The sequence below is a fragment of the Paraburkholderia kururiensis JCM 10599 = LMG 19447 genome (assembly GCF_003986935.1).
Classification (GTDB): domain Bacteria; phylum Pseudomonadota; class Gammaproteobacteria; order Burkholderiales; family Burkholderiaceae; genus Paraburkholderia; species Paraburkholderia kururiensis.
This window is the reverse complement of the sequence record NZ_RJZE01000024.1, coordinates 40532-60523: the sequence shown is the minus strand read 5'-3', so window position 1 is coordinate 60523 and position 19992 is coordinate 40532. Positions and strand designations below refer to the sequence as shown.

Here is a 19992-nt window from a genome sequence, read left to right as displayed (position 1 = left end):
TTCTTGATAAAGCGCGCGACCGATTGGCACGCCTCGAAGTTATCCCTCTTTCGCGTCGCTCGCGCAGTCGCAATCCATGCGCTTGTCAATTGCGCAGGTGTCTGACTTTTCGGCGAATTATTCGGTTATCCACAGGCAGGCGCAATGCTTGTTAACTACTACGATGTTTGTATACGTAAACATTTGAAATCATAAGAAGCCACGACGGACGAAAATTTTTTTGATGTCACGGTATGACGTCTGCGTGACATAGCTCACGCTTACGCTGCCTTGCATCTCTTTTCGAATTTTTCGCCCCGCGTGGTCTGTCTCTTCACCCCAGCGCGACCTTATTCGCGCCAGCGCAGGCACTGCTGGCGAACCGCCTCGTGCAGCGACTTCTCCTGGGCGACGACGCCGCGCAGCCAGGTGGCATCGTTGACCTGACTACGCGCGATCATCCCGATCTCGGCAAGCGCGTGGCCGGAACCGAGCGCGTCGGCATGGGGCGCAATGCGCTCGAGCGTTTCGATGATGTCTTCCGAAATCGTGCGGCGCTCGCCTGTCTGCGGATTGATGCAACTGCCCGCCAGTCCGAAGCGGCAGGCCTCGAAACGGTTGAACGTGTAGACGAGGTAATCGTCTTCCTTCGGCGTGATGGGCTTGTCGAGCAGCAGATGGCGCGCGAGCGTCTGGATGTAGCACGCGATCGCCGCGGCCCGGTCCACCGAAAGCGGCGTATCCATGACGCGAACTTCGATCGTGCCGAAGCCGGGCTTCGGCCGGATGTCCCAGTAGAAATCTTTCATGCTGTTGACCACGCCCGTGTGGACCATCTTCGAAAAATATTCTTCGAAGCTGTCCCACGTCAGCACGAACGGCGCGCGGCCCGACAGCGGAAACGCGAACACGGAGTTGAGCCGGGCCGAGTGGAAGCCGGTGTCCACGCCCTGCACGTAAGGCGACGAGGCCGACAGCGCGATGAAGTGCGGAATGAAGCGCGACATGGAATGCAGCAGGAACAGCGCGCTGTCCGCGTTCGGGCAGCCGATGTGCACGTGCTGCCCAAACACCGTGAACTGCTTGGCGAGGTAGCCGTAAAGCTCCGAGAGGTACTGAAAGCGCGGGGAATCGACGATGCGCCGCTCGCTCCATTGCTGGAACGCGTGCGTACCACCGCCGCACAGGCCCACGTTGAGCCGGTCGGCCGCGGCCACGAGCGTGTCGCGGATCTCGCGCAGATCGCCGAGCGCCTGTTCGTGCGACGTGCAGATGCCCGTGGAGAGCTCGATCATGCTCTCGGTAATTTCGGGCGTGATGTTGCCCGGAATCTTCTGGTCCTTGATGAGCCGCAGCAGGTCGGTGCCGGCTTTGGTCAGATCATAGTCATGGGTGTTGACGATCTGCATCTCGAGTTCGATGCCGAACGTGAACGGCTTCGAATCGATAAAAGTTTCAAGTGACATGGCATTTCCGCTTCAACCGCGCATGTCCGACCGGCACTCATCCGCACCAACCGGCACGCCTGCGCGGCGTTGGGTTTCGACAGGTGATGCTGACGGCCACGCCCGTACTGCGGCGTGACCACGGAAAACCTACTCTTCGCGCCGTTCCCCGACTTGCGCGAGGCTGCGGTACACAAGCCACGGTCCGACAATCTGGAACACGACGATTGCGCACATGACCACGGCGCGCAGCTGCGGGTCGAACGTCGGATAGAGCTCGTAGGTGTCGTCCACGAGTAGCCAGGCGAGCGCCGACATCGGCGAAAGCGACAACCCGAGCGCGACGCCCTGCTTCCAGTGCAATCCGCTCGGCTTCGCGAAGATAAGCACGCCAACCAGCTTCGCGACGAGACGCGCCACGATCAGCCCGGCCGCGGCAAGTCCGCCAATTGCGATGTCTCGCCACTCGAACGTGGTGAGCGTGAGCACGAACAGGATCACGGTGAGCAGCCACCCCGCCGTGCCGAAGTGCTGCGGCCACAGTTGCGGACGAGGCTCCAGATTTTTCACGATGATGCCGGCGGCAAGCAGGCTCAGGATCGTGGAGAGCTTGAGCAGATGCGCGATGGCCACCGCCAGCACCACGAGACCGAACAGCGCGACGAACGAATGCTCGTCCTGCGCGCTCAGCTTGCGATAAAAAAGTGTGCAGGCCTTCGCCAGCAGGAACGCCACCAACAGCGAACCCACGAGCAGATAAAGCGGCTGCAGGATGGTGGCGAACACGTTGCCGTAAATTTCCTGGTGCAGCCAGCTGGAGGCGAGTTTTTCGACGACCACCGCGTACATGCTGTTGAGCGCCGTGAGCGTCATGAGCCGCTGCGTGACCTGACCTTCGGCGCCGAGTTCGGTCTTCAGCTGGATCACCATGGCCGGCGACGTTGCCATCGCGATGGCGGAAATCACCATCGCCACCATGACCGGCACCTTCAGGAACAGCAAAACGGTCAGCACGAGCACGAAGGTCAGCGTGGATTCAGCGATGCTCGAGAGAATCAGCGACGGGTTGCGGCGAATCCATCGCAAGTCGAGCCGGCTGCCGAGTTCGAACAGCAGCAGCCCGAGCGCGACATCGAGCAGCGGCCGCGCGGAAATGGCGGATTCGGCGTCGATCACGCCAAAGCCCGCCGATCCCGCAATCAGACCGATCACGGCATAGCCCGAAACGCGCGGCAAACGCCACGCGCGGTAGCAAAGCTCGCCGCACAAACCCGCAACGAGCAGCGCGAGACCGGCCCAGAAAATCGCATCGGGGGCAATGGGCCAGGCGGGAAAAAACGAAAACGCCGACTTCATCGTATTGGTTTCTCCTTTTTTTGCAGGACGGCGCGTGCTCACGCGAGAACACGGTCCCGGCAAAGCGCACTTTCGATGCCAGGGTGGACGCTGCCCGTTTGCTGGCGGCCGCGCCGCCAGCCGCCATACTCGCCGCGCATACACGATGCGGCGCCAGTCGTCCTCTAGCGGATCGAGGCGGAAAACAGGAAACACCCAGCCGGGCGGAGGGACGCCCGGACCGGCGTATTTGCAGACGCGTTGCCGTAGCGACGAGTTTGCGATCGATGAATGAACGTTGCCCGATGCCCTACGCACTCAGATTCCGGGCGACCGGCAACCGTTCCTTGGATGCGCCCGCTGCCTGAGCATGGGCGCCTGGAGAACGGCGATTGTGCCACAGCTTTTTTGCACTCGACGCCATCTGCGACGAACTCGCACTCAAAACGGTAAATACGTAATTGATCTGCGGATAGTCGCTGTCAATCAGGCAAAAAAGACCGACCCGGCTCGTTTCATGGATGAGTGTTATGAGTGTTGGAGGTGCGCGCAAACCCGAGCGACGGCGCACAGAAGGGCCCACCCGCTGCTTTCGTGTTTCCAGACAGGTCCGGGCTAGCCCTTGGTTTACAGGTTTATCTGTATGTATACGTAGTAGAAGTTAACAAAGCGCCCACTTTTCTGTGGATAACCCCGGTTTACCGTGAGGGATCAGCGACTTGCCGCTCGCACAACCGGATGTAAAGCATGTGTGGCACAGGCTCGCTTCTCCTGGCAACTTTTCCGGCCTGGGAACGACGACGCCAGTTACCCCGTTTACGTCCACATCGGTTCCACACGAGTTGCACCCGTCCTTCCAGCGGTTATCCACAACCTGGCGTGGATAACCTTCGCGCGAACCGAGGCTCTCAGACGAGCGTCTGCTGCCGTAACGCGCGCAGAAGGAACCGGGCGGGGTCCAGACTCTCGGCCAGATCCCGTTCGAGCGGCCACGGCTCCCCTTCGATCTGCGAGGCGATCAATTCGGCGCCGAGCGCGGCCCACACCAGTCCACGCGATCCGTACGCGAAGGCGCCATAGAGTCCTTCGGCGCGCGGCAGGTCGAGCGGCCACGCGCCTCGCAGGCGAACGGCATCGCGCGTAGCCGCTGATTCGTCGGCAAGCTGCCCGAGCATGGGCAGGCGGTCGCTCGTCACGCAGCGAAAGCCGACACGGCCTGTGAACGTCGCCTCGAGCGCCGAACGTGCGCCCGGCAGCATCTGCGATACGCGTTCGATGTTTTCGATGTGGCCAGCCTCGCGCACCGATGGTTCAGGGTCGTCGAGTTCGTAGGTCGCGCCGGTGAGCGTGACGCCGCTGGAGAGCGGAATGGCGTAGCCCTCGCCGATGATCGGCATGCGCAGCGTGGTGAGCGGATTGGTGGCGTGGCGGGCGTCGTCGAGGGAATGCAGCAGCGTGAGCTGGCCGCGAATGCTGCGCGTTGGCGCATGACGAAGGCCGGCCACGCGTGTAGCGTCGTGCGCGTTCGCGAAGATGACGATGGGTGCGCTGGCGACGACGTGGTTCGCTTCGTCGAACACGGTCCATTGTCCGTCGCTGCCTCGTTCGATACGCGCGGCCTGCACGCCGAAGCGCCGTTCGAGCAGGCCACCCGCCGCTTCACATTGAGCGGCGCAAACGGACGCCGGCTGGATCCAGCCGCCCTGCGGATAGAACCAGCCCGGCTGCGCGACGGCGACGCCGGCCATGCGTTCGGCCTCTTCGCGCGTGACGGGCCTCACGTAGTCGGCGGGCCACGCGAAGGTTGCAAGCGCATCGTTCATGGCGAGCGCTTCTTCGTCGTTTGCGGCGAGATGCAGCAGACCGCCCGCGCCGCGCGAAAGATTCAGGCCGGCTCGTTCGAGTTCGGCCCAGCGCTGCAGTGCATACAGGAAACCGGCGCGCGTGATGCGCGACGCGCTGCTGTCGTCGCGGGAGATCATTGGGTGAAACACGCCGGCGGGATTGCCGGAGGCGTCTTGCGCCGCGGCGGGGTGACGCTCCAGCAGCGTGACGCGCCAGCCGCGGGCGGCGAGCCGCTCCACCATCGCGCACCCGGCAAGGCCTGCGCCGATCACGATGGCGTGCCGTTCGGCGACGGCGACAGGCAACGGCGGCTCGTAGCGCCGCACACGCCAGCGGGGCGCAAAACGCCCGACCAGCATCGCGCGTTTCGTGCCGAAGCCCTCCACCTTCCGGTATTCGAAGCCGCTTTGTTCGAGCGCACGTTTCACGTCGCCCGAACTCGACCAGGTGGCGAATGTCGCGCCTTCGCCTGCCACACGCGCAAGCGCCTTGAAGATGGCCGGCGACCAGAGGTCTGGATTTTTTGCGGGTGCAAAACCGTCGAGATAGAACGCGTCTGCACGCAGCCAAAGCGCAGGAAGTGTTTCGATGGCGTCGCCGAAGACGAGCGTCAGCGTGATTCGCCCTCCTTCGAATTCGAGCCGGTGCGTGCCTGGCACGAGCATTGGCCACGCGTCGGCGAGTTGCTGCGCGAGCTCGGTAATCGATGCATCCGCAACCAGCGGCCCGAGCGCGCGTCGCAAGTCCGCAGCGACGAACGGATGCTTTTCCACCGATACGAAATGGAGGCGCTCGCACCGCGCTGCGTCATCGCGCCACGCTTTCCACGTCGCGAGGAAGTTGACGCCCAGACCGAAGCCGGTCTCTAGAATTGTGAAATTTCGGCGCCGCTGCCATCGTCCGGGTAGCGCGTTGCCCTGCAAAAAAACGGCTTCGGACTGCGCAAAAGCGCCGGCGATGCTGTGATAGGCGTCGTCATAGAGCGGCGAGAACGGGGTGCCGTTGTCGTTGAACGCGAGCGTGGCAGGAGTCAGGGAAGCGGTCATACGCTGCAAAAAGTGGGAGCGCCGGACGCTGTCAGGACGCAGCGGCAGCGTCCGGCAAAGGGCTTGCCGATGCCCGGAGAGCCCCGCCGCACGGGGCTTTGCGGGCAAAACGTTGGCAAAAACCAACGCCCCATGTCACGAATGGTGAACGCTGGAAGCCTTATCTGACGGGGCTCAGAGGAAATTTGCCGTCGTCGGGAAACCGCGCGGCTCATGCTGTAAATCTTCGAAACCCTTGTCGTTATTGGGTTTGCGCTGCGCTATCATAGCAAGCGCCGCTCAGGGAGCGGCAGCACGGCCGTAGCGCAGCTTGCTGCGCAAAGCTTTTATCCGGGGTGTCCGGAGACCGGCGCTGCTCGACGGCGTGGCCCGCGCACGTATAATCGGCGCGTTCGCGCTGTTCGTGTCAACCTAAACTCAGAAAGGAACTTTAATGAACAAACAGGAACTGATCGACGCCGTCGCAGCACAGACGGGCGCTAGCAAGGCTCAAACCGGCGAAACGCTGGACACGCTTCTCGAAGTGATCAAGAAGGCTGTGTCGAAGGGTGACGCAGTGCAACTGATCGGCTTCGGCAGCTTCGGTTCGGGCAAGCGCGCAGCACGTACGGGCCGTAACCCGAAGACGGGCGAGACCATCAAGATCCCGGCTGCCAAGACCGTCAAGTTCACGGCTGGCAAGGCGTTCAAGGACGCAGTCAACAAGCGCTAAATATCAGCCGCTCAGGTTGACGCCCGCCGCTGGCGGGTTTTTTTTCGCCTGTGCCTTTTGCCTGTGCCTCTCGCGAGCGCAAATTCGCACTACTGGCGATGTGGATGGAAAGGGGCGCAGCAGGCCCCTGCCCCCACGCAGAATCGGGAACGCTCAAGCGGAGCGGTGGACGATTTCGCTATCACCTGCTTCGCCGTGCTCTTCAGCGTCGATGTCCCAGGCGGGAAACGGATCGGGCAACTGACGCCATGCGTCGGGGCCCGCGGCGTATTCCGCGTCGGTCAGAAGACACGCGTCGAGCTTTGCCCGCCACGCTTGTGTGTCCAGATCCACGCCGATCATCACGAGTTCCTGCCGGCGATCTCCAATCGACATATCGCTGGCATCGCCGTACCAGTCAGCTGCAATTTCAGCTTCGAGCGCTTCGTCATCGGGCCAGGTGCTGCGGTCCTGCGCGGCCCACCACATGCCCGCCGGACCATGCCGGCACGCACCGCCCGCCTGCGAAAGCGAACCCACCACGTCGTTGCGCGTAGCGAGCCAGAAGAAACCCTTGGTCCGCAGTACACCTTTCCATTCTTCGTGCAGCAGCGCCCATAGCCGCTCGGGATGAAACGGACGGCGCGCGCGATAAACGAAGTTGCCGATGCCGAACTCGTCGGCCTCGCTGTGCGTGTGGCCATGTTCGTTGAGCGACGCGAGCCAGCCCGGCGCACTGGACGCCGCGTCGAAATCGAAGCGCTTCGTATTGAGCACCTCCGAGAGCGGCACGGCGCCGAAGCGGCTCACCACCTGCACGGCGCGCGGATTGATGCGCGCGAGAATGCGCTGCAGCCGCGCCAGTTCCTCGGCCGAAACGAGGTCCGCCTTGTTGACGACGAGCACGTCACAGAACTCGATCTGCTCGACCAGCAACTCGACGAGCGTGCGGTCGTCTTCTTCGGTGGCCGCGAGGCCCCATTCGGCGAGCGCGTCGGCACAGGCGTAATCGCGCAGGAAATTGAAGGCGTCCACCACCGTCACCATGGTGTCGAGCCGCGCGACCTCGGCGAGCGATACGCCGTCGTCGTCCTCGAAGGTGAAGGTTTCGGCGATGGGCATTGGCTCGGCGATGCCGGTGGATTCGATCAGGATCGCGTCGAACCGCTTTTCGTCGGCAAGACGGCGGATCTCGGTCAGCAGATCGTCGCGTAACGTGCAGCAGATGCAGCCGTTCGACATTTCCACGAGCCGTTCCTCGACGTGCGAAAGCGCGGACGCGTCGCGCACGAGCGCAGCGTCGATGTTCACCGCGGCGAGGTCGTTCACGATCACGGCCACGCGCAGGCCCGCGCGGTTGGCGAGGATATGGTTCAGGAGCGTGGTTTTGCCCGCGCCCAGAAACCCGGAGAGCACAGTAACGGGCAGTGGCGGCTGGTTCATTTCGGTACGCAAAGCGAAGAGAGGAAAGCGCGGGGCGCGGCACCCGTCATGGGCGAGGCGTCGCGGCAGCATGAACCCGCATTGTGCACCAGGTGGGAAAGTGCCGGCCGGCGCTGAGCCACACGTGCCCACCGTGGGAACTATGGCGCCAACCTAACGCGAGTCAGGCAGCAGTTTCCACTTGCGCAGAATCGCCGCGATTTGCCGCGCGTACTGGTCGCGCAGCGAGGGCGTTTCCGAGTGGTATGCGCCTACGGCCTGCCACGTGTTGCCGTACTTGTTCATCTTCTGCCGCAAGTGCCAGGCGGCAATGTAGACGTTCTTGCACGGCTCCATCAGCGTGTTCGACGAAATGCCGTATTGGGACAGCACGGGCAGATGCACCGAGTTGATCTGCATGACGCCGTAGTCCGTGGAGCCATTGGCGTTCTTGTGGACCGCGTCGGGATGATTGTGCGATTCCTGCCATGCAATGGCGCGCAGAATCAGCGGATTGACCTTCTGGTAGTTCGCGGCTTCGTCGAAGCAGTCCGCGCGCGCAGGCATGCTCGCGACCGCGAGGCCGAGCGCAGCATAGGCAACGACGAGAGACGAAGCGCGTTTCATCAAGACCACTAAGCAGATGAAGCAGGTGAGACGGAGAAGCGCCAGGGCCAGGTACCCGCAGGCGCGTTCACTTACCGGGACACCGCTGCGGGCGGGCGCCCTGGTCAAGCTCGGCATTCGGGAAAACCCGCTCATGCATGGCAAGCCCGGCATGCCGATCGGCCCGTATCATACCGGCAGACATCCCCGCGTCAAGTTGGCTACCCGACAAAATCCGGTAGAAAACGAAACGGCATCCATGGGTTTTTGGGCGTAAGCCTTACCAGTTGTTACCCGCACGGAACCGAGCTTTCAGACAGCTTGACGGAAGCGCGGCACAGTCCCGGCGAGGTTTAGAGGAACTGCACGGCCCCATTTGATTTGTGACGAAAACGACATAAAAAGCTGGTAGTGTTCATCCTTTTGAATAGCTGGGTGACTGACAAGAGGGGTCGGCACCTGGGCGTATCGGCGGTCATCGTTTTCGCGCAGCAGCGAGTTGAATGCGCAGGACTGCCGGACGTGTCCGCAGTCGATATCGACTTCACATTCCATGAGAAGAAACCGAATGGCATTGCGTCGCGTCGCCACGGCGCTGCTCGTGAGTGGACTGATTACCGCGCAGATCGCACACGCGCAGGTCACGCTCAATTTCGTCAACGCGGATATCGATCAGGTGGCGAAAGCCATCGGTGCCGCAACCGGCAAGACCATTATCGTGGACCCTCGCGTCAAGGGTCAGCTCAACCTGGTTTCGGAAAATCCGGTTCCCGAAGAACAGGCTCTGAAAACATTGCAGTCGGCGTTGCGCATGCAGGGCTTTTCGCTGGTGCAGGACCACGGCGTACTGAAGGTTGTGCCCGAGGCCGACGCGAAGCTGCAAGGCGTGCCCACCTATGTGGGCAACACCACGCCCGCGCGCGGCGACCAGGTCGTGACGCAAGTCTTCCAGCTCAAGAACGAGTCGGCGAACAACCTGCTGCCCGTGTTGCGTCCGCTCATCTCGCCGAACAACACGATTGCCGCGTATCCCGGCAACAACGCGCTCGTCGTGACCGACTACGCCGACAACGTGCGGCGTCTCGCAGCGATCATCGCGGGCATCGATACGGCTGCGGGTCAGCAGGTCGCCGTCGTGGCGCTCAAGAATGCGAACGCGCTCGACACGGCCCAGCAGCTTTCGAAGATGCTGGACCCCGGCACGATCGGCAGCACGGACCCCACGCTCAAAGTCTCGGTAACAGCCGATCCGCGCACCAATTCGCTGCTGCTGCGCGCCTCGAACGCGCAGCGTCTTGCCGCGGCGAAGTCGCTCGCCAAACAGCTCGATGCGCCCACGAGTCAGCCGGGCAACATGCACGTCGTGATGCTGCGCAACGCGGACGCCGTGCGTCTTGCGCGCACGCTGCGCGGCATGATGGGCAAGGGTTCAGGCAACGACACGTCGAATAGCGGCGGTGCCAACGCGTTCAATCAGAACGCGGGCGGCGCGGCCGGCGGACTGTCGGGTTCCACGGGCACGGCCGGCATGCCGCCGCTGCCCTCGGGTTCGACCAGCTCGTCGCTCGGCAACTCGATGACGGGCGGCAGTTCGTCGGGCACCGGCAGCAACAGCGCGCCGTTCCTCGGCGAAAAGGAAGGCAGCAACAATCAGGACGAGAACCAGTCCGGCGGCGGCATGATCCAGGCCGACGCGGCCACCAACTCGCTCATCATCACGGCGCCCGAGCCGGTGTACCGCAACCTGCGCAGCGTGATCGACCAGCTCGATTCGCGCCGCGCCCAGGTCTACATCGAAGCGCTCATCGTCGAACTCAACGCGACGACCGCGGCGAACCTCGGCATTCAGTGGCAAGGCGCGCTGCTGGGCGGCAACAACGCCGTCTATGGCGGCTCGAATTTCGGCTCGGGCAGTTCGAGCATCGTCGACCTCACCGCGCAAGGCGCGGCGATTGCGAACAACACCAACCTGCTCGGCACGAATTCGTCGAACCTGCTGCCCAACGGCCTGAACATCGGGTTGCTGCACCGTTTCGGCAGCGTGTTCGGACTGGGTGGCCTGCTCAATGCGCTTGCCACGTCGAGCGACTCGAACGTGCTGTCCACGCCTAACCTGATCACGCTCGACAATGAGGAAGCGAAGATCGTGGTGGGCCAGAACGTGCCGGTTGTCACGGGCTCCTACGCAACGCCGACGGCGAACGCGGCGACCTCGGTGACTGCGTTCAACACGTTCGACCGCATCGACGTGGGCGTTACGCTCCACGTGAAGCCGCAGATCACCGAGGGCGGCATCCTCAAGCTGCAGCTCTACCAGGAAGATTCGACCGTGGACCCGACCACGGTGAACAACCCGGGCGGCGTGACGATCAACAAGCGTTCCATCCAGTCCACCGTGCTGTGCGACAACGGCGAGATCATTGTGCTGGGCGGCTTGATGCAGGACCAGTATTCGAACGGCAACAGCAAGGTGCCGCTGCTCGGCGACATTCCCTGGCTGGGCCAGCTGTTCCGCTCGGAAAACAAGACGCGTACGAAGAGCAACCTGATGGTGTTCCTGCGGCCCGTGATCGTGCGCGATCAGGCCACGAGTTCGGCCATCACGCTCAATCGCTACGATTACCTGCGTGACCAGCAAGGCGGCTATCAGACCGACAATCGCCTGATCCGCGATCAGAACATTCCGATGCTGCCGCCTGCCCCGCCGGGTCCGAGCGAGGGCGCCGTGCCGGCGCAAAATCTGTTCGATCTCAACAGCATGCGGCGCCAGCCCGCGCAGCAGAACGGCACGCCGCCTGCTGCACCTCAGTCAGGAAGTGCCGCGGGCGTGTCGAGCTACGCGGTGCCGGGCGGTGCGTCGACCAGTCTGGGCACGAGCGCGCCGGCTGCACCGTTGCAGCAGGCGCCGCTCACAGCGCCCAATGCACCCGACAACGCAACAACCAACGCAACGCCGAACACCACGAACAACTCCGTTGCGTCACCAGGAGCGCATCCGTGAACACACCGGCATCGGCGGGCGGCGTTTCGAGCGGCGCACGTCCGGGGCTGCCGCCCGCGGCGGCGTCGGCCGTTTCCTCGGCAGGCGCCGCTGATCGCGAGCCGCCCTCGGCACTGGCCGCACGGCTCGTGCCCTATGGTTTTGCCCGAAACGGCCAGATTCTCGTCGCGCATCAACACGCCGATGCGCTCGAAGTCTGGATCAGCGAACGCACGAACGACGCTGCGCTCGCCGAGATCGCGCGCAACTTCGGGGCGCTTTCCATCGTGCGTTTGCCCGCCGACGAACTCGCCCAGGCCATCAACCAGGCCTATGCGCGCCAGGACGGCAGCGCCGCCCAGGTGGTGGGCGAAGTGGAAGGCGAAGTGGATCTCTCGCGTCTCATGCAGGACATTCCCGAAGTGGAAGACCTGCTGGAGTCCGAAGACGACGCGCCGATCATCCGCATGATCAACGCGTTGCTCACGCAGGCCGCGCGCGAGCAGGCGTCGGACATTCACATCGAGCCGTTCGAAAACGCGTCTGTGGTGCGTTTTCGCGTGGACGGCACGCTGCGCGACGTGGTGCGTCCCAAGAAGGCGCTGCACGGCGCGCTGATTTCGCGCATCAAGATCATGGCGCAGCTGGATATCGCGGAAAAACGTCTGCCGCAGGATGGTCGCATCACGCTGCGCGTGGGTGGCCGACCTGTCGACGTGCGCGTCTCGACGCTGCCCACGGGCCACGGCGAACGCGCCGTGCTGCGTCTGCTCGAAAAAGACGCGCAGCGCCTGAATCTCGAAGCGCTCGGCATGGCGCAGGACACGCTCGCGAAATTCGACCGGCTGATCTCGCGACCGCACGGCATCGTGCTTGTCACGGGTCCGACGGGTTCGGGCAAGACGACGACGCTTTACGCCTCGATGTCGCGGCTCGAGACGGCCACCACCAACATCATGACGGTGGAAGACCCGATCGAATACGACCTCGGCGGCATCGGCCAGACGCAGGTGAACGAGCGCATCGGCATGACGTTCGGCCGGGCGCTGCGCTCGATTCTGCGGCAGGACCCGGACATCATCATGATCGGTGAAATCCGCGACCTGGAGACTGCGCAGATCGCGGTGCAGGCATCACTCACGGGCCACCTCGTGCTCGCGACGCTGCACACGAACGATGCGGCCTCGGCCGTCACGCGTCTCACCGATATGGGCGTGGAGCCGTATCTGCTCGCGTCGTCGTTGCTCGGCGTGCTGGCGCAGCGGCTGGTGCGTCAGCTATGCCCGGTGTGCAAACAGGAGCGCAGCGAAGACGGCCACGTGCACTGGCATCCCGTGGGCTGCGACAAGTGCGGGCAGTCGGGCTACGCGGGCCGGCGCGGCGTGTACGAACTGCTGCTCGTGGACGACACCATCCGCTCGCTCGTCCACCGCAACGCCGCGGATGCCGAGATTCTGGCCGCCGGTCGCGCGCAAGGCATGCGCACGCTGCGCGAGGACGGCGAGCGTTGGGTGGCGGCGGGCATGACGTCGCTGGAAGAAGTGATTCGCGTGACAGGCGGAGCCTGACGCGTCATGCCGGCATTCCGTTTTGAAGCGATCGACGCGGCAGGCAAGGCGCAGAAGGGCGTGCTCGACGCGGACAGCGCGCGCAGTGCCCGCACGCAGCTGCGCACGCAAGGCCTCACGCCGCTCGTCGTCGAACCTGCGGCGAGCCGCACGCGCGGCGAGCGCCAGCAGCGCCTCGCGATTGGCCGCCGGCTGTCGCAGCGCGAGCAGGCCATCCTGACGCGGCAACTGGCGAGCCTGCTCGTCGCCGGCCTGCCGCTCGACGAGGCGCTCGCGGTGCTTACCGACCAGTCGGAGCGGGACTACATCCGCGAGTTGATGGCCGCGATTCGCGCCGAGGTGCTGGGCGGCCACTCGCTCGCCAATGCGCTGGCGCAGCATCCGCGCGACTTTCCGGACATCTACCGCGCGCTCGTCGCAGCGGGCGAGCACACCGGCAAACTCGGCCTCGTGCTCTCCCGGCTTGCCGACTACATCGAGCAACGCAACGCGCTCAAGCAGAAGATCGTGCTGGCGTTCACGTATCCGGCCATCGTCACGATCATCGCGTTCGGCATCGTCACGTTCCTGCTCAGCTATGTGGTGCCGCAGGTGGTGAACGTGTTTGCGAGCACGAAGCAGCAGTTGCCTATCCTGACCGTGGTGATGATGGCGCTCTCCGGCTTCGTGCGGCACTGGTGGTGGGCGTTGCTGATCGGCATCGTGGTGCTCGTGTACCTGGTGCGCTCCATTCTTGCGCAGCCGGGGCCGCGGCTCTCGTTCGACCGGTGGCTGCTCACCGCGCCGCTCGCGGGCAAGCTCGTGCGTGGCTACAACACCGTGCGCTTTGCGAGCACGTTGGGCATTCTCTCGGCGGCGGGTGTGCCGATTCTCCGTGCGTTGCAGGCGGCCGGCGAGACGCTCAGCAATCGCGCAATGCGCGGCAACATCGAAGATGCGATTGTGCGCGTGCGCGAAGGCACGTCGCTTTCACGCGCGCTTGGCAACACGAAGACGTTTCCGCCCGTGCTGGTCCATCTGATCCGTTCGGGCGAAGCGACCGGCGACGTAACCACCATGCTGGACCGCGCGGCCGAAGGCGAGTCGCGCGAACTGGAGCGGCGCACGATGTTTCTCACGAGCCTGCTCGAGCCGCTGCTGATTCTGGCGATGGGCGGTGTGGTGCTCGTGATCGTGCTGGCGGTGATGCTGCCGATCATCGAACTCAACAACCTGGTGCAGTGAGGGTGTAACCGCGCGGCTAGCGCACGTAGATGGTGGGACCGGCGGCGTTGGCCGGCAGGAAGACTTCGGAATGCACGCCGTTGCGGTCGATCACGATGGAGCGCGCGCGCACTTCGGCAAGCTTTGCGCCTTCGGTGAGCGGGCCGCCCAGCGAGACGGCCTTCGGCGGCTCGCCGCCCACGCTGACGATGGCCGCTGCGCCCTGCTTGAGCGCAAGAATGCCGAAGAGGCGCACGTCCTGGTTCACGCTGCGCGTGAGCTGGCCGCCAAAAAGGGTAGCGGCCTGATCGACGGAAACGGGCGCATGCACGGCCGCAGCCGGCACGGGCGCCGAACGCGCGGTGAGGGTGACGATCCAGTAGGTCAGCGTCGCGCAGAACACGGCGAAAAGCGCGAGCGACAGGATGCGGATTTGCAGGGTGTTCATGGCGCGCATTGTAAGAAGTATTGGAAGGTTTGAGGCTCGTCGGAAAAGCATCTGAAAGCTTGCCGCCCCTCGCCATTACAATGACCGGCCGGGCGCCGTACGGCTCGTGATGCGCAGCGTATCACGCGTGCCGGCCCGAATTGGTGAACTCAAAATTTTTCGCAAACGAGGTAGGAAGTCATGCAAATGTGGACCAAAGGCCGTGCCGATATCGAAGCACTGCGCGCTCGCCGCCAACGCGGGTTCACGCTCATCGAAATCATGGTCGTGATCGCGATTCTCGGCATTCTCGCCGCGCTGATCGTGCCGAAAATCATGAGCCGCCCCGACGAGGCGCGGCGCGTGGCGGCGCGTCAGGATATCGGCACCATCATGCAGGCGATGAAGCTCTACCGGCTCGACAACGGCCGCTATCCGACCCAGGAGCAAGGTCTGCGCGCGCTGGTCGAAAAGCCTTCTGTGGACCCGGTGCCAAACAACTGGAAAGACGGCGGGTACCTGGAACGTCTGCCTAACGACCCGTGGGGCAACGCCTATCAGTATCTAAACCCCGGCGTGCACGGCGAGATCGACGTGTTCAGCTACGGCGCCGACGGCAAGGCCGGCGGCGAAGGCAACGACGCCGACGTAGGCTCGTGGCAATAGCGAGACAGCGAAAGAGCGATGAGAGAAGGTTTGCCGTGCGCGCAGCATGAACGTGGCTTCACGCTGCTCGAAATGCTCGTGGTGCTGGTGATCGCAGGCTTGCTGGTGTCGCTTGCGTCGCTTTCGCTCACGCGCAATCCGCGCACGGATCTGAACGAAGAAGCGCAGCGGCTCGCGCTGCTGTTCGAAACGGCGGGCGACGAGGCTCAGGTGCGTGCGCGTCCCATCGCGTGGCAGCCGCTCGACAACGGCTTTCGCTTCGACGTGCACACCGACGACGGCTGGCGCCCGCTGCGCGACGACGACCTGCTCGGCCCGCGCCATTGGGAAGGCGGCGTGACGGGCGTTTCGATCGATTACCCGGGTTCGGATACGGGCGCGGACCGCATCGTGTTCGGCACCGAAAGCGTCGATGTGCCGGTGCGCGTCACGCTCTTTTCCGCGGCAGGCAACGCAACGATTGTCGGCACCGGCAACGGCCGCTACGAGGTGCATTGAGATGGCCGCTCCGGTTTGCCGCTGCACCCGTGGCGAAGTGGATGGCGCGCTGCGCCCTGCTCTTCGCGTCCGTTCGGCGCGCGGGTTCACGATGATCGAAGTGCTGGTCGCGCTCGCCATCATTGCGGTGGCGCTCGCGGCATCGCTGCGCGCCGTGGGCAGTCTCGCGGCCGGCGAAGCGGACCTGCATCGGCGCCTGCTGGCGGGCTGGAGCGCGGACAACGCGCTCGCCCAGCTGCATCTCGCGCACGCGTGGCCCGAAGTTGGCGAGCAGAGCTTCGACTGCTCGCAGGGCAACCTGCAACTGCTTTGCACGGAACGCGTGAGTGCTACGCCGAACCCGGTGTTCCGGCGCGTGCAAGTGTCGGTGACGATGCCCGGGCACGACGGCAATCTTGCGCAAATGGTGACGGTGGTCGCGAATGAAACCAGCCGGCCGTTGTGATCCTGCCGGCCGCCGCGAGTGCCGCGACACGGCATCAGCGGCGCACGCCGGCCCGCGTGTGTCGCGCCGCGCTTCGCGGTGTAGTTCACGACGTACCGCGCGCGGCTTCACGCTCATCGAGTTGCTGGTCGCCATCGCCATTCTTGCGGTCATCGCGGTGTTGTCATGGCGCGGGCTGGATCAGATTATCCGCGGCCGTCAGATCGTGACGAGTTCGATGGAAGACGAGCGCGTATTCGCGCAGCTGTTCGACCAGATGCGCATCGACGCCCGGCGCGCTGCTTCGGACGACGAAACGGGCGAAGCCGCGGTCTCCGTGAGCGGCGGCGCGCTGCAGATCGTGCGCAGCTTCGCGGTGCCCCAGGGCAACGCGCCGCGGCTGCAGGTGGTGCGCTATCGCATCGCCAACGGTCGCGTGATTCGCTACGCGTCGCCGCCGCTCGCCAACGTGGGTGAACTGCGGCGCGCGCTGCGCGGCAGCGAAACCGACGAGTGGAGCGCCGTGCCGCTGATGGGCGGCGTGGGCGCCATCAACGCGCGGCTGTTTGTGCCGAAGGTGGGCTGGACGACCCAGATGAAAGACGTGCAAAGCGCCATCACCGAGAACGACAACAACCTCAAGGTGCCGCAGCTCGGCAACGCGCCGCTGCCGCGCTCGGTGACGGGGCTCGAGGTGAGCATCGGCGCGGCGTCGCTGCAGCGGCCCGTGACGCGCGTGTTTCTGGTGGGAGAGTGACGATGCGCGCGCTCCACTCTCGTCGTCGTCTTCATGCCCGCCGCCAGCGCGGGGCCGCGATCATCAGCGCGCTGCTTGTCGTCGCGCTCTCGGCCATTCTGGTCTCCGGCATGTTGTGGCGGCAGCAGGTGCAGGTGCGGCGCATCGAAAACCAGCGTTTGCTCGCACAGGCGCAGTGGGTGGCGCGCGGCGCGACGGACTGGACCCGGCTGATATTGCGCTCCGAAGCCGACACGTCTGCGGGCGTGACGTACCTGGGTGGCGTCTGGGGCGTGCCCATTGCGAAGACGCGGCTGTCGGACTTCCTCGGCCAGATCGGCGATGCCGGCGCGCAGCAGGGCGCGTCCACGTATCTGTCGGGGTCGATCGAAGACGCGCAGGCGCGCTTCAATCTGCGCGATCTCGTTTCCACGGCGACGCCCGGCGCGCTGCAACTCGACGTCCAGGAGATCCAGTCGTTCCAGCGGCTGCTCCAGATACTCGGCCTCAACGGGCAGTTGGCGAAGGCCGTGGCGCTACAGATGCGTGCGGGTCTCGCGCACTCGGCCACGCGCTTCCAGACGCAGACCGAGCCTGGCAGTACCACGGGACAATCGTCCACGCAGCAGCTTCAGAATCTGGCTGCGGGCGGCGCCACCGGTGGCACCAATTTCACCAACAACCCGGGCCTCGAGGACAGCAACGACAACAGCGCCGTCGCGCCGCTGCTGATGACGAGCGTCGATTCGCTGCTCGACGTACCCGGCTTCACGCGCGACACCGTCGAGCGGCTGCGTCCGTTCGTGACCGTGCTGCCCACCTCGACGGCCGTGAACATGAACACGGCGCCCGCCGAGGTGATCGCGGCCGTGGTGCCGGGCATGAACCTGTCGAGCGCGCAGGCGTTCGTGGCGCGTCGGCAGACGGTGTTTTTCCATAATGTCGGGGACGTGCAGCTTGCGCTGCGCGGTGCGGGCGTGGAGCAGACGGCCGTGGACCCCAACCAGTTCGACGTGAACACGAGTTATTTTCTGGTACATGGCCGCGTGCAGCACCAGCGCGCCGAGCTGGACCGCACCACGCTGATCTGGCGCGATCCGCTCACGCACACGACGCGCATTGTCTGGATACGAGACCAACTGTGAATATCGCCGGGAGAGGCCTTTGAGTACGCTGATTGTCCTGATGCCGCCACGAGATCCGGCCGTGCCCTCGCAGGAATGGCAACTGCCGGAGCTGCCTTTCCTGCTCGTCGACAAGGCGGGGCGCACGCAGCGCGCGGGCCGCTCGGCGCTTGCGCTGTTGCCGCGCGCCACGCAAACGGTGCTGATGATTGCCGCGCGCGACGTGCTGATGATTCCCGCCGCCGTGCCGCCGCTCAAGGGGCCGCGCCTGCGCCAGGCGCTGCCCAACGTGGTGGAGGACCACCTGATCCAGGACCCCCAGCATTGCCACCTCGCACTCGACCCGCAGCCGCTGCCGGACGGCCGGCAGATCGTGGCCGTGATCGACCGTGCCTGGTTCCGCTTTTTCGTCGACGCCTTCACGTCTGCCGGACATCGCAACCTGCACGCGGTGCCGGTGACGCGGTGCCTGCCGGCCGCGGGCGAAGCAGTGGCGCCCGGCGCGCCGGTTGCGGGTGAAGCCGCTGAGCCGGGCAAGACGGCGCCGGCTGGGCGCCGCGACGTAGGCGCGGCCGGCGCCGACACGGCGCTTGCCGAAGAAACCGCGCTCGACACGATTGCTGCCACGCCGGTGGTGGCCGCACTGCTCGGCAAGGTCGCACAGGTTTCGCCCGCCCTTTTCACCGATGCGACGGACGCCGAAACAGCCACTATCACGGGAACCATCGCGGGCACCACCATGGCCGCCGCGCCGCGCGTGGAGCTTGCCGTGGCGCGTGGTGCGCAGGGCGAAGGCCTCGCCGTGCCGGCGTCCAGCGCGGCGGCGACCCTCGACGCCCTCGCGGCCGGCGCGCCGCTCACCGTCTACACGTTGACGGACCTGCCGGGCGAACCGCAACTGGCTTCGTCGGCAGCGATGCCGCCCGTACCCAACGCGCGGCCGCTCACGTTCGAAGCGCTCGCGCGCCGTGCGCCGGAAAGCCGCTTCGACCTGTGCCAGTTCGAGTTCATGGTGCAGCCGTGGCGGCTCGACCGCGCGACGCTACGCCGCCTGCGGCTGCCGCTCGCGCTCGTGGCGGCATCGCTCGTGGCGGCGATCATCGGCGCGAACGTGCAGTGGCTCATGATGGCGCGCCAGCGCGACGCGCTCAGCGCGCAGATGACCGAAACGCTGCTCAACGCGTTCCCGAAGACGACGGTCGTGCTCGACGCGCCCGACCAGATGTCGCGCCAGCTCCAGCAGCTGCGTGTGGCGGCGGGCGAGCTGTCGCCGGCGGACTTTCTTTCGCTCTCCGATGGGCTCGCGCGTTCGCTGGGGCCGGTGCCCGTCAACGGCATTGCGGCGCTCGATTACCACGACCGTCGGCTCGACGTGACCTTCAAGCCCGAGGTCAAGGTGGACCCCGACTTCGGCAAACGGCTGGAACGCAACGGACTCTCGGGCGCCATCGATAGCAACACGGGCAAGTGGACCATCAGGAGCGGATCATGAAGACGGCACTCGCAGAAGCCTGGGCCCGTTTCTGGGAAGTGCGCACGGCGCGCGAAAAGCAGCTCATCACGTGGGGCGGCGCGGTGCTGGCCGTGGTGATCGGCTGGTCGGTGCTGTGGTCGCCGGCCCAGGATGGCCGCGCGCAGCTGCGCGAGACGCTGCCCGCCATGCAGCGCCAGCTCGCGCAAATGACGGCGCAGGCCAACGAGGCGCGCACGCTCTCGGCTGCGGCGCAGGGCGTGGCGCCCACCGGCATCGCGCTGCGCGACGCCTTGTCCGCCTCGCTCAACGATCACGGCTTGCCGCCCGCTCAGGTGCAGGTGATCGGCAACGCAGTGCAGGTGCAGATGAAGAACGCACCGTTCCCGGCGTGGGTGGCCTGGCTCGACGACGCCCGCAAGCAGTTCAAGGTGCAGGTTTCCGAGGCGCACGTGACGGCGCTCAAGGCCGACGGCCAGGTGGACCTGACCGCGTCGCTACAGCCGCCGTCCGTCCATTGATGGCC

General features: G+C 65.0%; 17 protein-coding genes. 11 read left to right on the top strand and 6 right to left on the bottom strand.

All coding sequences use genetic code 11. The features are described 5' to 3' along the window. Positions 1 to 329: 329 nt before the first annotated feature. From PKKP23_RS25735 to mnmC, 3 genes are all read right to left on the bottom strand, one after another. Positions 330 to 1445 carry a YbdK family carboxylate-amine ligase gene (locus PKKP23_RS25735; protein ID WP_126878968.1) on the bottom strand — a complete coding sequence of 372 codons (1116 nt, stop codon included), beginning with the start codon at positions 1443 to 1445 and terminating at the stop codon, positions 330 to 332. 129 nt (positions 1446 to 1574) lie between these two features. Further along, the gene (locus PKKP23_RS25730; protein WP_126878967.1) at positions 1575 to 2780 is read right to left on the bottom strand and encodes a cation:proton antiporter; all 1206 of its coding nucleotides are present in this window, start codon (positions 2778 to 2780) and stop codon (positions 1575 to 1577) included. 887 nt (positions 2781 to 3667) lie between these two features. Further along, positions 3668 to 5650 carry a bifunctional tRNA (5-methylaminomethyl-2-thiouridine)(34)-methyltransferase MnmC2/FAD-dependent 5-carboxymethylaminomethyl-2-thiouridine(34) oxidoreductase MnmC1 gene (gene mnmC / locus PKKP23_RS25725; protein WP_126878966.1) on the bottom strand — a complete coding sequence of 661 codons (1983 nt, stop codon included), beginning with the start codon at positions 5648 to 5650 and terminating at the stop codon, positions 3668 to 3670. A gap of 433 nt (positions 5651 to 6083) precedes the next feature. Between mnmC and PKKP23_RS25720 the strand changes: the two genes are divergently transcribed. Further along, positions 6084 to 6362 (top strand): HU family DNA-binding protein, encoded by a 279-nt coding sequence (locus PKKP23_RS25720; RefSeq protein ID WP_006401505.1) that lies wholly within the window; start codon positions 6084 to 6086, stop codon positions 6360 to 6362. A 153-nt stretch (positions 6363 to 6515) separates the two neighbouring features. On the opposite strand, the gene zigA is transcribed toward PKKP23_RS25720, so the two are convergent. Together zigA and PKKP23_RS25710 are read right to left on the bottom strand one after the other, a co-directional pair. After that, positions 6516 to 7784 (bottom strand): zinc metallochaperone GTPase ZigA, encoded by a 1269-nt coding sequence (gene zigA / locus PKKP23_RS25715; protein WP_126878965.1) that lies wholly within the window; start codon positions 7782 to 7784, stop codon positions 6516 to 6518. 153 nt (positions 7785 to 7937) lie between these two features. Further along, the gene (locus tag PKKP23_RS25710) at positions 7938 to 8390 is read right to left on the bottom strand and encodes a lytic transglycosylase domain-containing protein (protein ID WP_126878964.1); all 453 of its coding nucleotides are present in this window, start codon (positions 8388 to 8390) and stop codon (positions 7938 to 7940) included. 547 nt (positions 8391 to 8937) lie between these two features. On the opposite strand from PKKP23_RS25710, the gene gspD reads away from it, so the two are divergent. From gspD to gspF, 3 genes are read left to right on the top strand one after another with little or no spacing between them, the layout of a single operon-like run. Further along, positions 8938 to 11370 carry a type II secretion system secretin GspD gene (gspD, locus tag PKKP23_RS25705; RefSeq protein WP_126878963.1) on the top strand — a complete coding sequence of 811 codons (2433 nt, stop codon included), beginning with the start codon at positions 8938 to 8940 and terminating at the stop codon, positions 11368 to 11370. Positions 11371 to 11417: 47 nt separating this feature from the next. Then, entirely contained in the window at positions 11418 to 12917 is a 1500-nt protein-coding gene (gene gspE / locus PKKP23_RS25700) for a type II secretion system ATPase GspE (RefSeq protein ID WP_126879001.1), read from the top strand. Positions 12918 to 12923: 6 nt separating this feature from the next. After that, positions 12924 to 14141: a type II secretion system inner membrane protein GspF gene (gene gspF, locus PKKP23_RS25695; protein ID WP_126878962.1), complete on the top strand. Its 1218-nt coding sequence runs from the start codon at positions 12924 to 12926 to the stop codon at positions 14139 to 14141. 16 nt (positions 14142 to 14157) lie between these two features. On the opposite strand, the gene PKKP23_RS25690 is transcribed toward gspF, so the two are convergent. After that, complete coding sequence (locus PKKP23_RS25690) at positions 14158 to 14568, bottom strand: general secretion pathway protein GspC (protein ID WP_026120944.1); 411 nt, start codon at positions 14566 to 14568, stop codon at positions 14158 to 14160. Positions 14569 to 14748: 180 nt separating this feature from the next. Here PKKP23_RS25690 and gspG point away from each other — a divergent pair, with 180 nt between their 5' ends. Genes gspG through PKKP23_RS25655 form a run of 7 tightly spaced genes read left to right on the top strand, consistent with a single transcriptional unit; the run spans position 14749 to position 19987 of the window. Beyond that, the gene (gspG, locus tag PKKP23_RS25685) at positions 14749 to 15213 is read left to right on the top strand and encodes a type II secretion system major pseudopilin GspG (protein WP_126878961.1); all 465 of its coding nucleotides are present in this window, start codon (positions 14749 to 14751) and stop codon (positions 15211 to 15213) included. A gap of 18 nt (positions 15214 to 15231) precedes the next feature. Next, entirely contained in the window at positions 15232 to 15711 is a 480-nt protein-coding gene (locus PKKP23_RS25680; RefSeq protein WP_026120945.1) for a GspH/FimT family pseudopilin, read from the top strand. A gap of 1 nt (position 15712) precedes the next feature. Beyond that, positions 15713 to 16156 carry a type II secretion system minor pseudopilin GspI gene (gene gspI / locus PKKP23_RS25675; protein ID WP_420873251.1) on the top strand — a complete coding sequence of 148 codons (444 nt, stop codon included), beginning with the start codon at positions 15713 to 15715 and terminating at the stop codon, positions 16154 to 16156. Further along, entirely contained in the window at positions 16134 to 16892 is a 759-nt protein-coding gene (locus tag PKKP23_RS25670) for a PulJ/GspJ family protein (RefSeq protein WP_126878960.1), read from the top strand. The genes gspI and PKKP23_RS25670 overlap by 23 nt, the downstream gene beginning before the upstream one ends. A gap of 2 nt (positions 16893 to 16894) precedes the next feature. Continuing rightward, positions 16895 to 18016, top strand: coding sequence for a type II secretion system minor pseudopilin GspK (gene gspK, locus PKKP23_RS25665; protein ID WP_126878959.1), 1122 nt, complete (start codon positions 16895 to 16897; stop codon positions 18014 to 18016). A gap of 19 nt (positions 18017 to 18035) precedes the next feature. Continuing rightward, positions 18036 to 19487 (top strand): type II secretion system protein GspL, encoded by a 1452-nt coding sequence (gene gspL, locus PKKP23_RS25660; RefSeq protein WP_126878958.1) that lies wholly within the window; start codon positions 18036 to 18038, stop codon positions 19485 to 19487. Next, entirely contained in the window at positions 19484 to 19987 is a 504-nt protein-coding gene (locus PKKP23_RS25655; RefSeq protein ID WP_017772291.1) for a type II secretion system protein M, read from the top strand. The genes gspL and PKKP23_RS25655 overlap by 4 nt, the downstream gene beginning before the upstream one ends. Positions 19988 to 19992 lie beyond the last annotated feature (5 nt).

What these genes read in the sequence shown, in the direction of transcription:
- PKKP23_RS25710 (WP_126878964.1), bottom strand. Translation starts at nt 8,390, where the DNA reads ATGAAACGCGCTTCGTCTCTCGTCGTTGCCTATGCTGCGCTCGGCCTC.
- PKKP23_RS25735 (WP_126878968.1), bottom strand. Translation starts at nt 1,445, where the DNA reads ATGTCACTTGAAACTTTTATCGATTCGAAGCCGTTCACGTTCGGCATC.
- PKKP23_RS25680 (WP_026120945.1), top strand. Translation starts at nt 15,232, where the DNA reads ATGAGAGAAGGTTTGCCGTGCGCGCAGCATGAACGTGGCTTCACGCTG.
- gspF (WP_126878962.1), top strand. Translation starts at nt 12,924, where the DNA reads ATGCCGGCATTCCGTTTTGAAGCGATCGACGCGGCAGGCAAGGCGCAG.
- PKKP23_RS25720 (WP_006401505.1), top strand. Translation starts at nt 6,084, where the DNA reads ATGAACAAACAGGAACTGATCGACGCCGTCGCAGCACAGACGGGCGCT.
- gspI (WP_420873251.1), top strand. Translation starts at nt 15,713, where the DNA reads ATGGCCGCTCCGGTTTGCCGCTGCACCCGTGGCGAAGTGGATGGCGCG.
- zigA (WP_126878965.1), bottom strand. Translation starts at nt 7,784, where the DNA reads ATGAACCAGCCGCCACTGCCCGTTACTGTGCTCTCCGGGTTTCTGGGC.
- gspK (WP_126878959.1), top strand. Translation starts at nt 16,895, where the DNA reads ATGCGCGCGCTCCACTCTCGTCGTCGTCTTCATGCCCGCCGCCAGCGC.
- gspG (WP_126878961.1), top strand. Translation starts at nt 14,749, where the DNA reads ATGCAAATGTGGACCAAAGGCCGTGCCGATATCGAAGCACTGCGCGCT.
- PKKP23_RS25690 (WP_026120944.1), bottom strand. Translation starts at nt 14,568, where the DNA reads ATGAACACCCTGCAAATCCGCATCCTGTCGCTCGCGCTTTTCGCCGTG.
- PKKP23_RS25655 (WP_017772291.1), top strand. Translation starts at nt 19,484, where the DNA reads ATGAAGACGGCACTCGCAGAAGCCTGGGCCCGTTTCTGGGAAGTGCGC.
- mnmC (WP_126878966.1), bottom strand. Translation starts at nt 5,650, where the DNA reads ATGACCGCTTCCCTGACTCCTGCCACGCTCGCGTTCAACGACAACGGC.
- PKKP23_RS25730 (WP_126878967.1), bottom strand. Translation starts at nt 2,780, where the DNA reads ATGAAGTCGGCGTTTTCGTTTTTTCCCGCCTGGCCCATTGCCCCCGAT.
- PKKP23_RS25670 (WP_126878960.1), top strand. Translation starts at nt 16,134, where the DNA reads ATGAAACCAGCCGGCCGTTGTGATCCTGCCGGCCGCCGCGAGTGCCGC.
- gspD (WP_126878963.1), top strand. Translation starts at nt 8,938, where the DNA reads ATGGCATTGCGTCGCGTCGCCACGGCGCTGCTCGTGAGTGGACTGATT.